Origin of the sequence: Chryseobacterium sp. KLBC 52, assembly GCF_003347605.1 — a bacterium.
Lineage (GTDB): Bacteria > Bacteroidota > Bacteroidia > Flavobacteriales > Weeksellaceae > Chryseobacterium.
On sequence record NZ_QDFZ01000020.1, the window covers coordinates 70,252 to 84,078 of the forward strand.

A 13,827-nucleotide genomic window follows, 5' to 3' on the forward strand; every position below is an offset into this window, starting at 1 on the left:
TTTATAATATTAACAAATTAATTTAGAAATTTGTCAGGAGATATTTGAATAGGAGTACACTATGGCCACTTTCATCATTGATTTTTGCCACAAGCTATAAAAAATCCCCGGATCTCTCCGGGGATAAAATCAAATCAATTATAACATAAAAATATGCTATTTTGTATTAACAGACATTACTATTAAATTATTTTAATCGCTTTCAACGTTTGTTTGGAGCCATCTTTTTTGTGCAACGTAATTAAATATGTTCCTTGCTTTAACTCTCCTAAATAAAGAACAGAATCAGGCTTGTCTATAGTTTTAATCAGCTTCCCTGACATATCATAAATCAACACTGACTTTATATTTGTGATATCAGAAATATGTAAAACATCTTTGAATGGATTGGGATATAATTTAACAGAGTTGTTTGCTTTTGAACCTGAAGTCTCACTGGTTGCCAATGAAGCTTCTCTAGTAATTTCAATGGTGAAATTCCCTTCTGCATGATCATAATACCCATCGTATTGACCAACATTTACATAATAGATGGTTTTCGGCACAGTAGAAATGGTAAGTGTTTCAACTTTTCCCACGCCTTTTACTTCTCTATTTGCTGTTCCACTGCATACCAGATCAGTACAACTCCCTGTATATATCCCAATCTGATGATTCCAATCTGAGATAGTAGTGGCTTTAATACTTACATAACCTCCATCACCTGTAAAAGAATACCAAAGTCCATCATTCATTCCACCTGTACAAGCAGTTACAAATCCATCATTTGGAGATGTTACCCCGTCTGTCTGATCAAAGGTATAAGGCAATTGCAAGACTTGGGTGGCCGTTGAACAGGTATTGTTAGTTTGCCCAAAGCTTAAACATGAAAATGCTAAAAGAAGTAGAAAATACGTTTTTTTCATTCTGAGATAATTTTTAATTGATTTATCAATTAATAAACAGTGCGTTTCATCAGGTACCTTTTATGATGGGGCAAATCTACAATGACAAATCAGCTAATAACGAAACAATTCTGTAGATATAAATTGTAGCTCTGTAGATTTTAATGGTGCTTTTTATCAAATTATTTAGGATATATTTAGGTGGTACAGTACATCAACAAAGTATTATTGAAGCATTGGCAAGACTTTACAACAAAAAAATCCCCGGATCTCTCCGGGGATACAACCAAATGAATTAACATGAAAAAATGTTATTTTTTATTATCGGATCGATTAATTTTAAATGATTAAATCGAGTTCAACATTTGTTTTAAAGCCATCGTTTTGCTGAAAAGTAATTGATGATACTCCTCGCTTCAGATCTCCTTACTTAAGATCAGAATCAAACTGATCTATAAGCTTTCCAGAATATCATACATTGAAATGATCAGACATAAGCTGTGAGTGTTTACAGTACTTCTTATGATGTAGCAAATCTACAGTGATCATTAATGAAGTAACAAAACAATCCTGTAGATATAAAATTGCATTTGTGTAGATTTTGTTTGTCATATTTTTCAATATTGAAGTGGATCTATATTGTTGAACTTTGATTTTGGTTTGTTTTAACCGATAACATTGTCATTTGTAATTCTGAAACTTTTTTCTGATTTTGCTTCCGCTGCTATTAGATCAATAAAAATAAAGTGTTGAAATCTTCTGTAGTGGATTGGTGGAATGTATGAAATAGGAGAATAAGACTGATACTTAAAAAATTATAATCAATACATTATAGAAAAATACCTTTTCAATTTCCCCACAAAAAAAACCTCCCGAATCACTGAGAGGTTATACTGTAATTTGTCAGAAATATGAAATTTTCAATGCTCAAATATAATTAAGTGTTCACTCCATCGGATATGATCTGAATCATATGCCGTTATAAAATGATTAGAAGTTTTTTTAATTTAACAATTCTCAAGCGAATGACATCAAAATATACTCCTTAATTCACTGACATATATTAGTTTATTATAATAGAAATCAATCGATATTTAGAATCATTTTTCGTATTTTTAAGGTATAAGTTTAAAATAATCAATTATGAAAGCAGTACGTTTTTTCGGACACAAAGATGTCCGTGTAGTCAATGATATGGAAAAACCCAGTCCTAAAGGTGATGAAGTCTTATTAAAAATTGGAGGAGCAGGGGTTTGCCATTCAGATCTTCATATTATTGATGAAGGAACTGTAGGAGGTTCAGTATTCACATTAGGGCATGAAAACGCCGGCTGGATCGAAGAAGCAGGCCCGGATGTGAAAGGATATAAAAAAGGAGATGCTGTTTTGGTGTATGGCCCGTGGGGATGCGGCCATTGTAAGCCCTGTCAGCAATCTAAAGAAAACTATTGTGACCATCAGTCTGAAATGGCTTATGGAGGTGGTTTGGGATTAGACGGAGGGATGGCCGAGTATATGCTTGTACCTTCTTCAAGATTATTGGTTCCTATTTATGATCTGGATCCTGTGATTGCCGCTCCGCTTACTGATGCAGCTCTTACTCCTTACTCTGCGATTAAAAGATCGTTGTCTAAATTAACCCCTGATGAATACGTTGTAGTAATTGGTGTAGGAGGACTTGGACATGTTGCTCTGCAGATCCTTAAAGAAATCAGTGGCAGTACCATCATTGCCTGTGATGTAACGGATGAAAAACTGGCTTTTGCCAAAGAATTGGGAGCTACATTTACTGTCAACTCAAAAGATGCCGATGCTGCGAAGCAGATTCAGAAAATTACAGGCATTAAAAAAGCTAAAGTGGTCATTGATTTTGTAGGAGCAACATCCACCATTGAACTTGGAACTAAAATTGTGAGTCTGGATGGTGATCTTACTATTGTTGGATTGGGTGGCGGCCATTATCAGTACAGCATGTCCGGACTTCCATTTGGAGTAAGCATGACGAATCCTTATTGGGGATCAAGAGTTGAACTTATGGAAGTGGTAGGATTGGCAAGACAGAAAAAAATTCATATTGAAATTGAAAAATATAATCTGGATCAGGCCAATGAAGTTTATGACCGAATGAGAAACGGAAAGATCAAAGGAAGAGCTGTTTTGATTCCATAATAAAATGAAAATAGAATATACAGCCGGAAGTAGTTTTACTTTCGGCTTTTCTATTACCTAGTATTCACTCAATCAGATATTTAAATCCAATTAAACCAGAACAGATCTGAAATATGCAAAAAAGGAATTTAAAATGCATCTTTTTCCTTTCAAATAGCTATAATTTGATTAAATTTACGTCAATAACGTCTGCTGTTCAGACCTCATAAAAACGCTCAGAAAAAATCAGTATGAATAAGAAAAGTGCCACAATCTATGATATTTCCAATAAGCTCAACGTAAGTGTGGCAACTGTTTCAAGAGCATTGAATGACCACCCGCGAATAAGCGAGGCTACAAAAGAGCTGGTTCGCAAAACGGCCAAGGAAATGAATTATAAGCAGAACAACCTTGCCAAAGCTTTAAAAAGCGGTGAAACCAAAAACGTAGGAATCATTGTTCCGTATATCAATACGAATTTCTTTTCATCGGTGATCAGAGGAATTGAGGAAGAACTTTCCCCACTCGGCTATCATGTGATCATCTGTCAGAGCCACGAAGATGTAAATATTGAAAAAAGACAACTTAATACGTTGCTGAATGCACAGGTAGATGGTATTTTTATGTCTGTTTCCAAAACAACAACAGACATCAGCCATATCCAAAGCATTATAGATACTTCCAATACACCAGTTATCTTTTTTGACCGTAAAAAAGATATTTCAGGGATCAGCACAGTGACTATTGATGATTATCGTGGGGGCTACTTGGCTACGGAGCATCTTATCAAGGAAGGTTATAAAAATATATGCCATTTTGCAGGAGATCTTAATCTTGAAATTTATCAGAACCGTCTTAACGGGTATAAACAGGCTTTAGCAGATCATCACCTTCCTGTAAAAGAGGATAATATCATTTTTACAGGCAGTTCTATTGAAGAAGGTACGGAGGCCATCAAAAAACTGTGGAGTAAAAAATCTGTTCCTGATGCTATATTTTCGTCCAGTGATTTTGCCGCGTTAGGTGCCTGCCAGGAATTGAAGAAACGAAACATCAAAATCCCTCAGGAAGTAGCTATCATCGGATTTTCCAACGAGCCTTTTACCCAATTTATGGAACTTCCGATCAGTTCTGTTGACCAGACGCCTGTATTGATGGGAAAAATGGCGGGACAGGTATTTTTAGAAAGCGTCAAAGAAAACGGTTCCGGAGTTTCTATTGAGAAAAAGGTAGTGCTTACACCACAGCTTTATATCAGGAAGTCTTCTAAGAGAAAATAGTATTTCTGTTTACGTAAGCCATCAACAGCCTGTTTGTCATTCTGACGAAGGAACAATCTAAAATATATTCTATTTATAAGTTTTGGCTAAAGCCAATGATGATATTTCTTTTCATTAAACGGGCTAAAGCCCGTTCCTATTGATGTAAAATTACTGTGTCAACTAGTGTACTCCTTTAAGATATGCCACACAAGCCATCAACAGCCTGTTTGTCATTCTGACGAAGGAAGAATCTAAATTACATTCTATTTATAAGTTTTAGCTAAAGCCAATGATCGTATTTATTTTCATTAAACGGGCTTCCTTCGACTACGCTCAGGATAGTAGCCCATTCCTATTGATGTAAATGTTAGCGGTTCTTATATTAAAGAAAATGCCTCCTACCATGTAGAAAGCATTTTCAATCCTAATTAATATTTATAATTAAAAAAACATTTTATAAACTAACGCCTCTTCTCCAGGGAATAAAATCGTTTTGATTTAAAATGGCAGCTTTGGTTTTTATTTCTCCACTGGCTACTTGGATGATATATTCCAGCAGCTCTTCTGCTTTTTCGTCAATTGTTTTTTCCCCTGTAATCACATCACCTGTGTTGAAATCGATAATATCAGGCATTCTTTCTGAAAGTGAAGTATTGGAGGATATTTTTACTACGGGAACAACAGGATTTCCGGTAGGAGTTCCAAGGCCTGTTGTAAATAGTACGATATTGGAGCCCGAGCCAACCAAAGCTGTTGTACATTCTACATCGTTTCCTGGTGTGCACAATAAATTCAATCCCGGTTTCTTAATATATTCCGTAAAATCAAGAACGTCATTGATAGGCGATGAACCTCCTTTTTTAGCCGCTCCTGCAGACTTCATGGCATCAGTGATCAATCCGTCTTTAATATTCCCCGGTGACGGATTCATATCAAAACCAGATCCTGCAGCAACGACTGATTCTTCAAAGTCTTTCATCAACTGTAAAAATCTTTCTGCATCTTTTTCATTCACACAACGGTTCACCAGCTCCTGCTCTACTCCGCACAATTCCGGGAATTCTGAAAGAATGGTTGCACCACCAATTCCCGCCATTAAATCTGACAGCTGCCCTAAAACCGGATTGGCAGAAATTCCTGAAAAACCATCCGAACCACCACATTCTAATCCTAGCACCAGTTTTGAAATGGATGCCTGTTTTCTTTGAATCTCATTCGCTTTCTTAATCGCTTCATAAGAATCTTTGATGATCCCGCTCAGCATTTCATCTACTGTTCCGGATTTTTGCTGTTCGTAAACAATAATCGGCTTTTTATTCTCAGGACTTATCTTTTCCAAAGCATCTTTGAAAATCTGAACCTCAAGATTCTGACAACCGAGACTCAAAACAGTTGCTCCGGCTACATTCGGGTTATTAACATATCCTGCCAGCAAACGCCCCAAAGCTTCAGCATCCTGACGAATTCCGCCACAGCCGCCTTGATGAGTGATGAATTTAACTTCAATATTTTTAAATACACGCCCATCCTGATCTTCTTCAGCAATGATTTCCGTATCTGAATTATTGACCAGAGATCTCAGCAAAAGCTGATGTTTTGTCACTTTTTCGAACAAGAGTTCTTTTTCAAAAACATCTTTCAAAATCTCCACATTCCTGTTTTCACAAAAAACCAAAGGAAAAAACAGCCATACATTTTCTGTACCTACCTGTCCGTCTTCTCTGTGATATCCCATGAATGTTCTGTCTTTCCACTCCTCTACATTTGGAGCTGTCCAGACAGTTGTTTCTGTTTTACCTTTTACTTTTGCGCTTTGATGTTTTACGTTTTCTGTCGTGATAACTTCACCTTTTTGAATCGGCTGGCTGGCTTTTCCTACCAAAACACCGTACATGATAATGGCATCACCTTCTGAAAGATCCTCCGTGACAAACTTGTGCTTGGCCTTCGTATCTCTTATAATTTCATAGGTCAAATGATCCAAAGTAACCGTTTCGCCCTGATGAAGATCAACCAGAGCTACGACAACATTATCTTTGGGATTTACTTTCAATACTTTCTTCTGCATGATCTTTAAGAATAGAATTGAACAAAATGGTGATACGCTGTTTCTGTATCGTGATGATCAATTTCCCACAAAGCTTTTGCTACAGCGTCTTTCAAGCCTTCAACTTCTGTCAGATCCATATCCCAGAATGAAACTTCACTTAAGGCAAGTTCCGCTACTTTTTCATAATCATTGTTTACCCAGATTTCTTTGAAACGTTCAATAATTGTCTGCTCATCATTCAATGGAAGTGCTTTGTCTTCAAAATTACCCTGATAGAATCTGATGAGAGCCGCTAAAGAGAAAGTTAGATTAAGCGGCAATTTTTGATTAGTTTCCACATATTTCAATAAACTCGGCAGGACTCTTACTTTAAATTTAGATACGAAATATAAAGCGATACTTGCCAGATGATGTTTAATAAAAGGATTTCTAAATCTGTCGAAAACTTCTTCTGCAAAATCTTTCAATTCATTCTCATCCAATCCTAAAGTTGGATTGACTTCATTGAAAATGGCATCTTTTAAAAACTTCCCGATGAACGGATTATCAATGGATTCTTTTACCGTTTCTTTTCCTGATAAAATGGCTGGAGCCAGCATCAAAGTATGTCCACCATTCAGAATTCTTACTTTTCTAAGACGATACGGCTGAATATCATCTACCACCAGAATCTGTTCATTAATTTGATCAAAAGGAATTCTTTCTTTTAAATTCTTAGTATCCTGAATGACAAACAGTAAAAACACTTCAGAAACCACCATCATCCGGTCTTCATAATCCAACTGCTCTTCATAGGTTTCTGCATCGTCTTTTGGATAACCAGGAACAATCCTGTCTACCAATGTATTATGAAAACAATTAGATTGTTCAATCCATTGCACAAAACCCTCTTCTAAATTCCAGTGTTGGGCATATTGAAGGATGATATTTTTTAAAGCCAAAGCATTGTCTTCAATCAGTTCACAAGGAATGATCCTCAAACCTTTTTCCGGTGAACCATTGAAATGCTTGAATCTTTCGTATAATAAAACCGTCAGTTTTGCCGGAAAATTCTTGTGTGGCCCGGCATGATAGTCTTCGGTTTCATCATAAGCAATCCCGGTTTCTGTGGTATTGGAAAAGATAAATTCCAATTCTTCTTCTTTTGCTAAAGCCAGGAATTCATTATATTGTGTATAAGGATTGATGGACTTCTGAATGGAAGAAATCACCTGTTTTTCATCAATAATTTCACCTTTTTTTATTCCTCTCGTAAAAAGGGTGTATAGATTATCCTGCTCTTCAAGCTTGTGAACAGAACCTTCCGGTGTAGGCTGTACATTCACAATTCCTGCATTGAAATCTGTCTTTTTATTTAACTGATCTATAATATAATCTGTAAATCCTCTCATGAAGTTCCCGCCTCCAAACTGTATTATTTTAATAGGAAGCTTTTCCTGAGAATCATAGAATTCACGATTGAGTTTTTGTTTTATCTGATTTTCCATTTTTTCTAATCTATATTTTTGAGTTGTAACGCAATGTCTGCAAAGACCTGTAAAATTGTGCTTACTTTCGTTCAAAAAGGCGTTTACTCAGCAAAGAAGCTTTTTGCCTTTTGTTCATCTCTATTGTATCACTTTATATTTCGGAACCAGTGTTTTCATCACACTCCATGCAATGAGGTAAGCTACGGCGCAAACTGAGAAAATGATCATATATCCTTTATCAATTCCATCAGAAATTATAGCCCCGGATTTTTCCAGATCGTGAAGAAAATTCTCTGGTAAACGTTCATTGATGTATTGCGGATATTTTTCCAGTAAAGGCATTCCGTCAATAGTAGTCCATGCTTTATGAGCATAATCAAATAGTACTCCTGATGATTTATTGATTAAAAAAGAACCGATCCCTCCTGCCATTCCGCCAATTCCTGTGATGGTGGCGATCGCCTTTTTGGGAAACATGTCGCCTACCGTTGAGAAGATATTTGCTGACCATGCCTGATGAGCTGCTCCTGCCACTCCAATGATTAATACCGGAATCCAATATGAAACAGAGCCTAAAGGTTGTGCTAAAAGAGCCAGTAAAGGAAAAAAAGCAAAGATCAACATCGCTTTCATCCTTCCGGAATATGCATCCATTCCTTTCTTCTCCACGAAGTACTTCGGAAGCCATCCTCCAATAATGGAAAATAACGTAATCATATAGAGAACAAATAACGGTAAAGCACTTTGGGTAGAATCCATTTTATAAACAGAGCTCAGGTAAGCCGGTGTCCAGAACAGGAAAAACCACCAGATTCCGTCTGTCATAAACTTTCCGAAAGCAAAAGCCCAGGTCTGTCTGTAACTGAAACATTCTTTGAAGGAAAATTTCTTTTCTGATGCTGTTGAACCTTCTCCTGCAAAATCATCCTGATCCTGCTGAATATAAGTAAGCTCGTGCTCATTGACTTTATGATGTTCGTGAGGTTTTTTATAATAAAATACCCAAAGCCCCATCCACACAAAACCTAAAGCACCAATAATGATAAACGCCCACTCCCAGCCCATCGATTTTGCAATAAAAGGAATGGTAACCGGTGCAGCTAAAGCTCCAACCGTTGCTCCGGCATTAAAAATACTGGTTGCCAGCGCTCTGTCTTTCTTTGGAAAATATTCTGCAGTAGTTTTTATCGCAGCTGGAAAATTCCCTGCTTCCCCAACGGCCAGCACAAAACGGGCAAAAATAAACAAGGTAACACTGGTACTGATGATGGCGCCCACATTATCTACTCTTCCGATAATGTCTTTAGATTCCTGAAAACCTACCAGCCAGTTTCCCGTAAGAACTCCTGAAGTAGCAATTCCGCAAAAGGCATGAATAACAGCTCCTACAGACCAGATTCCGATAGCCCAGAGAAAACCTTTTTTAGTATCCATCCAGTCTACAAACTTCCCGGCAAAAAGCATACTTACGGCATAGAAAATAGAAAATAATGCCGTGATATTTCCATAGTCATTATTATTCCAGTGAAACTCGGGAGCGATAAAATCTTTCCAGGTGAGTGACAGCACCTGCCGATCCATATAATTGATGGTCGTTGCAATAAAAAGAAGCACGCAGATCGTCCATCTGAACTGAGTTGGTTTCGGGGATATTTCTTTATTCATATCAATCGTTAATAGTATTGATTTTTATTGATTTTAGCAACAAAATGGAGCAAAAAACTCCTTATCCATACTATTTCAGTACGGAAATTATTAATTTTTTAAACCATTTGAATTTGATTAAGGGATTGAGATTAATGAGATTGAAAGTTATTTTCCTTTTGATTCTCTAATTTATCATTCTATATTCCCTTTATGGCTTCATTAAAATGATAAGAACAATTATCTTAGTTCTTGAATGATCTGTATTGAATGGGCTACAGCTTCTGTGATTTTTGCATAGTCATATTCCCCGGTTTCATTTTTCACAAACAGCTGAGAGCCTAGTCCTACACAATAAGCGCCTGCAGAAATCCATTCACTGATGTTTTCTTTCGTTGGAACGACTCCGCCTGTAGGCATTATATTTGACCATGGCATCGGGCCTTTCACGGCTTTGATGAATTCCGGGCCACCTACTTGTGTTGCCGGAAAGATTTTTACAATCTCTGCTCCCAATTCTTCAGCATAAGAAATATCGGAAACAGAGCCACAGCCAGGCATCCATGCAATTTTTCTCCGGTTGCAGACCTTGGCCACTTCAGGATTTAAAATGGGAGCTACGATAAAGTTCGTTCCATTCTGAATATATAATGAAGCGGTTGCCGGATCAAGCACGGAGCCAATTCCCAGAATCATTTCAGGTGTTTCTTTGGCAACATATTTTACCAGTTCAGCAAAAACTTCGTGGGCAAAATCACCTCTGTTGGTGAATTCAAAAACACGGGCTCCTCCATCGAAACAGGCTTTTACAATTTTCTTGCAAACATCAAGATCTGCATGATAAAACACAGGAACAATCCCTGTCTGCTTTGCCATTAAGGCTACTTCTATTCTATTAAATCTGGCCATAGTTATCTTTTTATTCTTCCTCCTGAATTTCCGTTCATTACTTCCAGAATATCCTCCACACCTGCATAGTTGATATCTCCGGGAATGGTATGTTTAACCGCGCAGGCTGCATTGGCAAAACTCAACGCTTTTTTAGGATCAAAATGTTTTAATCCATAAATTAACCCTGCTGCAAAAGCATCTCCGGTTCCAATTCTGTCCACAACAGGATTAATTTCCAGAAGTTCCGTTTCAAAATAGGTTTCATCTACCCACGCCCTTCCCTGAGTTTGCTGAGTGCTGGCTGTAACCCCAATTCTTATTTTGTCAAAAACTCTTTGAACAGAAGGAATTTGTTGATTTAATTCTTTACAGGCTTCAATGAAACCTTCCTGGTCTGAGGAAAACTGAGTTTCGAGAATTTCATTGATCTCATTTACTCCTCCGATAAAAATGGTGGAATAAGAAACCAGTTCTTTCAGTACTTCATGTCCTTTTTTTCCATATTTCCAGAGATTGGAACGGTAAGCCGGATCTGCGGAAATTTCAATTCCTTTATTCTGAGCTGTTTTCAGACCTTCCTTCAATGCTTCGTAAGCAAATTCTGAAATACCAGGACTGATGCCTGTCCAGTGAAAATATTCACAATCTTCAAGCGCCTTTTCCCAGTTGATCTGTTCAGGGTTGATATTGGCAAAAGAACCGTTCAGCCTGTTGTAAGCAATTCTGCTGGCACGGACAGATGAACCAACTTCAAGAAAATACAGTCCCAAAGGATGGTCATTTTTATGAATGAAAGTGGTATCAATTCCAAAACTTTGGATGAAAGAAACGGCAGATTCTCCTACAAAATCATCCGAAACGCAGCTGATATGTCTTACATCACCACCCATTACTGCCAATGAAGACGCAACGTTCAGCTCTGTTCCTCCAAAAAAGAACTCCATTTCGTGGCTCTGCTTCATCATTCTGTTTCCGGGTGGGGAAAGTCTCATGATCACTTCACCGAATGTGACTATTTTGTTACTCATAATTTTAATTAGCTTTTTTTAACCACAAAAGACACAAATGTTTTTTCTTCCTTTGGTAATTTTGAAGTTGAATACATTGAAAATAAAAGATCATATCATTTAAAAATCTTTGATTTTCTTCTTAACAATTCTTCACTTTTACATTCTCTTAATGGTTAATTTTTTTTCACGAAGATTTAGCTGATTACGCGGATCATTTTAAATCAACAAAATTTGCTCAATCTGTGAGATGATATTATCTTATTTGAAAACTAAAAATCAAAATAATTTTTTGCGTTGTGATAGCAGATATCTGATATGGTTTTCCCGATCAGTTCAATATCATCAGGCAGTTCACCGTTTTTCATTTCTTCGCCAAAAAGATTACACAATACCCTTCTGAAATATTCGTGTCTAGGATAAGAAAGGAAACTTCTGGAATCCGTCAGCATCCCTACAAAACAGCTTATTAATCCCATGTTGGAAAGGGCATTCATCTGTTTGATCATCCCGTCTTTCTGATCAAGGAACCACCATCCGGAACCAAACTGTACTTTTCCTTTGATGCTTCCGTCATTGAAATTCCCGATCATTGTGGCGAAAATTTCGTTATCCGCAGGATTTAAATTGTATAAAATTGTTTTTGTAAGTTTATCTTTTCCGTCCAAAGTGTTCAAAAATCGGGACAATGTTTCCGCCTGCACAAAGTCTCCGATGGAATCCCAGCCGGTATCAGGTCCTAGAATTCTGTGCATTCTTTCATTGTTATTTCTCAAAGCTCCTAAATGGAACTGCTGAACCCATCCGTATTGGTGATAAGCTTCCCCTAAGAATAATAAAATCGCTGTTTTGAATTGATTCACCTGCTTTTCGGCAATCACTTTTCCGGCTAATTTATCATTGAAAATAGCATTCACTTCCGCTTCTGTAGCCTCTTCGAAAGAAATATTGTTCAAACCGTGATCACACAGCCTGCATCCGTTTTTATGGAAATATTCGATCCTTTTAAGCAAAGCATCACATAAAGTCTGGTAAGAATTGATTTCAATCCCTGCTGATGCCCCCAGTTTTGCAATATAATCTGCAAAGTTGTGGTTTTCAATCAGAATGGCTTTATCCGGACGGAATGCGGTACTTACTTTGATACTGAAATCGCTTTTCGCCAGATCCTGATGGTAATTCAAAGTGTCTGTAGGATCTTCTGTAGTGCATAGAGACTCCACATTCATTATTTTCAAAAGGCCTCTGGTAGATTTTTCAGGCGTTTGAAGCTGAGCGGTGATATTTTCATAGATTTCCGATGCATTGTCTCCATTCAGTAGTTCATCAATTCCGAAATATCTTTTCAATTCCAGATGAGTCCAGTGATACAGAGGGTTTCTCAAAGTATATGGAACTGTTTTTGCCCAGGCTTCGAATTTTTCTTTGTCTGAAGCATCTCCTGTGATGAATTTTTCATTAACTCCCATCGTTCTCATGGCTCTCCATTTGTAATGGTCGCCGGCAATCCAGACTTTGGAGATATTATCAAAAACAGTGTCTTCTGCAATATCTTTAGGAATCAAATGATTATGATAATCAATGATAGGCTGCTTTTCTGCGAATCTGAAGTAGAGTTCTTCAGCGTATTTATTCTGTAATAAAAATTGGTCTGTTATAAAAGGTTTCATTTTTTCTAGTCTGTTGTTATTCATGAGCAGGTTTTCCAATGGTCGCCAGGATTCCTCCATCTACGTAAATAATTTGTCCGTTGATGAATTTGCTTGCGTCAGAAGCAAGGAAAATAGCGGTTCCTGCAAGGTCTTCCGGGTTTCCCCATCTTCCTTCCGGTGTTCTGCTGATGATAAAATCATTGAAAGGGTTTCCATCCACACGGATGGGTTCTGTCTGGGAGGTTGCAAAATATCCGGGACCGATTCCGTTCACCTGAATATTGTGTTTTGCCCATTCTGTTGCCAGATTTTTAGTAAGCATTTTAAGGCCGCCCTTTGCAGAAGCATAGGCTACTACATTATCACGTCCCAGCTCACTCATCATCGAGCAGATGTTGATAATTTTCCCCGATTTCCTTTTAATCATATATTTCCCGATTAATTTCGACATGATAAAAGGTCCGGTAAGATCTACATCAATTACTTTTCTAAAGTCTTCCACTTCCATATCAAGAGCAGGAATACGTTTGATGATTCCCGCATTATTGACAAGGATGTCTATTTTTCCATGGGTGGCTTCCATTAAAGCTACTTTTTGGGCAGCTTCCAGTTCATCTGTCACATCAAAAATATAGCCCGTTGCTTGATACCCTTTTTCGTGGTAATAATTCAATGCTTCGTCCAGTTTTGATGGCGTTGTACTGGTAATGGCCAGTTCAGCCCCTGCCGCAGCAAGTCCTTCTGCCATTGCCATTCCTAATCCGTGAGTACCGCCGGTAACGACTGCTACCTTACCGGATAAATCAAATAAATTCATTGG

At 37.5% G+C, this 13,827-nt stretch carries 10 protein-coding genes; 2 read left to right on the forward strand and 8 right to left on the reverse strand.

Features of this window, described 5'->3' with window-relative positions; genetic code table 11:
- Nucleotides 1-182 precede the first annotated feature (182 nt).
- Nucleotides 183-905: a T9SS type A sorting domain-containing protein gene (locus tag DDF69_RS19055; RefSeq protein WP_114822165.1), complete on the reverse strand. Its 723-nt coding sequence runs from the start codon at nt 903-905 to the stop codon at nt 183-185.
- A gap of 1,122 nt (nt 906-2,027) precedes the next feature.
- On the opposite strand from DDF69_RS19055, the gene DDF69_RS19060 reads away from it, so the two are divergent.
- Both DDF69_RS19060 and DDF69_RS19065 read left to right on the forward strand, forming a co-directional pair.
- Complete coding sequence (locus DDF69_RS19060) at nt 2,028-3,053, forward strand: NAD(P)-dependent alcohol dehydrogenase (protein ID WP_114822166.1); 1,026 nt, start codon at nt 2,028-2,030, stop codon at nt 3,051-3,053.
- 230 nt (nt 3,054-3,283) lie between these two features.
- Nucleotides 3,284-4,312 (forward strand): LacI family DNA-binding transcriptional regulator, encoded by a 1,029-nt coding sequence (locus DDF69_RS19065; protein WP_114822167.1) that lies wholly within the window; start codon nt 3,284-3,286, stop codon nt 4,310-4,312.
- A gap of 436 nt (nt 4,313-4,748) precedes the next feature.
- Here the strand turns inward: DDF69_RS19065 and DDF69_RS19070 are convergent, their stop codons facing one another.
- The 7 genes from DDF69_RS19070 to DDF69_RS19100 form a co-directional block, all read right to left on the reverse strand.
- Nucleotides 4,749-6,362 (reverse strand): UxaA family hydrolase, encoded by a 1,614-nt coding sequence (locus tag DDF69_RS19070; protein ID WP_114822168.1) that lies wholly within the window; start codon nt 6,360-6,362, stop codon nt 4,749-4,751.
- 5 nt (nt 6,363-6,367) lie between these two features.
- Nucleotides 6,368-7,831: a tagaturonate reductase gene (locus DDF69_RS19075; protein WP_114822169.1), complete on the reverse strand. Its 1,464-nt coding sequence runs from the start codon at nt 7,829-7,831 to the stop codon at nt 6,368-6,370.
- A gap of 120 nt (nt 7,832-7,951) precedes the next feature.
- On the reverse strand, nt 7,952-9,478 hold the full coding sequence (locus DDF69_RS19080) for an MFS transporter (protein WP_114822170.1): 1,527 nt from the start codon (nt 9,476-9,478) through the stop codon (nt 7,952-7,954).
- Nucleotides 9,479-9,697: 219 nt separating this feature from the next.
- Nucleotides 9,698-10,366 carry a bifunctional 4-hydroxy-2-oxoglutarate aldolase/2-dehydro-3-deoxy-phosphogluconate aldolase gene (locus DDF69_RS19085; RefSeq protein WP_114822171.1) on the reverse strand — a complete coding sequence of 223 codons (669 nt, stop codon included), beginning with the start codon at nt 10,364-10,366 and terminating at the stop codon, nt 9,698-9,700.
- A gap of 2 nt (nt 10,367-10,368) precedes the next feature.
- Nucleotides 10,369-11,376, reverse strand: coding sequence for a sugar kinase (locus DDF69_RS19090; RefSeq protein ID WP_114822172.1), 1,008 nt, complete (start codon nt 11,374-11,376; stop codon nt 10,369-10,371).
- Between the two features lie 251 nt (nt 11,377-11,627).
- Complete coding sequence (gene uxaC / locus DDF69_RS19095; protein WP_114822191.1) at nt 11,628-13,025, reverse strand: glucuronate isomerase; 1,398 nt, start codon at nt 13,023-13,025, stop codon at nt 11,628-11,630.
- A gap of 16 nt (nt 13,026-13,041) precedes the next feature.
- Nucleotides 13,042-13,824, reverse strand: coding sequence for a gluconate 5-dehydrogenase (locus tag DDF69_RS19100; protein WP_114822173.1), 783 nt, complete (start codon nt 13,822-13,824; stop codon nt 13,042-13,044).
- Between the last annotated feature and the right edge of the window lie 3 nt (nt 13,825-13,827).

Coding starts and splice junctions, on each gene's coding strand:
- DDF69_RS19055 (WP_114822165.1), bottom strand. CDS start 905: ATGAAAAAAACGTATTTTCTACTTCTTTTAGCATTTTCATGTTTAAGC.
- DDF69_RS19060 (WP_114822166.1), top strand. CDS start 2,028: ATGAAAGCAGTACGTTTTTTCGGACACAAAGATGTCCGTGTAGTCAAT.
- DDF69_RS19065 (WP_114822167.1), top strand. CDS start 3,284: ATGAATAAGAAAAGTGCCACAATCTATGATATTTCCAATAAGCTCAAC.
- DDF69_RS19070 (WP_114822168.1), bottom strand. CDS start 6,362: ATGCAGAAGAAAGTATTGAAAGTAAATCCCAAAGATAATGTTGTCGTA.
- DDF69_RS19075 (WP_114822169.1), bottom strand. CDS start 7,831: ATGGAAAATCAGATAAAACAAAAACTCAATCGTGAATTCTATGATTCT.
- DDF69_RS19080 (WP_114822170.1), bottom strand. CDS start 9,478: ATGAATAAAGAAATATCCCCGAAACCAACTCAGTTCAGATGGACGATC.
- DDF69_RS19085 (WP_114822171.1), bottom strand. CDS start 10,366: ATGGCCAGATTTAATAGAATAGAAGTAGCCTTAATGGCAAAGCAGACA.
- DDF69_RS19090 (WP_114822172.1), bottom strand. CDS start 11,376: ATGAGTAACAAAATAGTCACATTCGGTGAAGTGATCATGAGACTTTCC.
- uxaC (WP_114822191.1), bottom strand. CDS start 13,025: ATGAAACCTTTTATAACAGACCAATTTTTATTACAGAATAAATACGCT.
- DDF69_RS19100 (WP_114822173.1), bottom strand. CDS start 13,824: ATGAATTTATTTGATTTATCCGGTAAGGTAGCAGTCGTTACCGGCGGT.